This is a genomic window from Paenibacillus sp. HGF5, assembly GCF_000204455.1.
Taxonomy (GTDB): Bacteria; Bacillota; Bacilli; order Paenibacillales; family Paenibacillaceae; genus Paenibacillus_AQ; species Paenibacillus_AQ lautus_A.
In genome coordinates, this window is the sequence record NZ_AEXS01000015.1 from 1 (window position 1) to 685 (window position 685).

The window sequence follows — 685 nt, forward strand, 5'->3', positions numbered from 1 at the left end:
CGTATTATTAGGTCAGCCAGAGATTTCTGGTTGGCCTATTTTTGTAGGCATTATACGATGGTGGTATCCGGGAGAACGAAGGTGGCTTAGGGACGCAGATCCCGTCAAAAAAACGGTTCTCTCACTACCGTCCAACGACTATGTTTGAGCTGGTAGAGGCTTTAGACCTCGCATCACAAGCGAAGCTATGGGGTTGGAGACCATGTGGGAAGGCCGGTAAATCGAATCAAGGAGGTTATTATGCAGCCAGTAGTAGGAATAGACGTGGCCAAAGGGGTTAGCGTTATCCAGGCCTTTATCGGTCGCGAAAAACCCTTCGGGAGGATGGAGAAGCTTCATCATGGGCCGGAAGGTTTTGAACAGCTAGGGGAACTGTTAGGAACACTCAAACATAAAAGTGGCGTCGAGCCCGTTGTTGTCCTTGAGGCGACCGGACATTACCATCGAAGTCTGGTAGGGTATCTTAAACGCAGTGGATGGACTCATTACATCGTCAACCCTCTGCAAGCCAAACGATCGAAAGGCACGCAACTTCGCAAGGTGAAAACAGATGCAGCAGATGCATGGCATTTGGCTGAGATGTACTACCGAGGGGACGTTAAAGCGCATCGAGAGTGGGAGGAAACCTACACCGAACTTCAACACTTAACGAGGCAACATGAGTTTGTAACCGCGATGTACGTAC

1 protein-coding gene is annotated in these 685 nt (G+C 49.6%); it reads left to right on the plus strand.

Annotated elements, in window-relative coordinates; genetic code table 11:
- Nucleotides 1-240 precede the first annotated feature (240 nt).
- On the plus strand, nucleotides 241-685 hold a 445-nt coding region (locus tag HMPREF9412_RS01545; protein ID WP_009589512.1), incomplete at its 3' end, for an IS110 family transposase.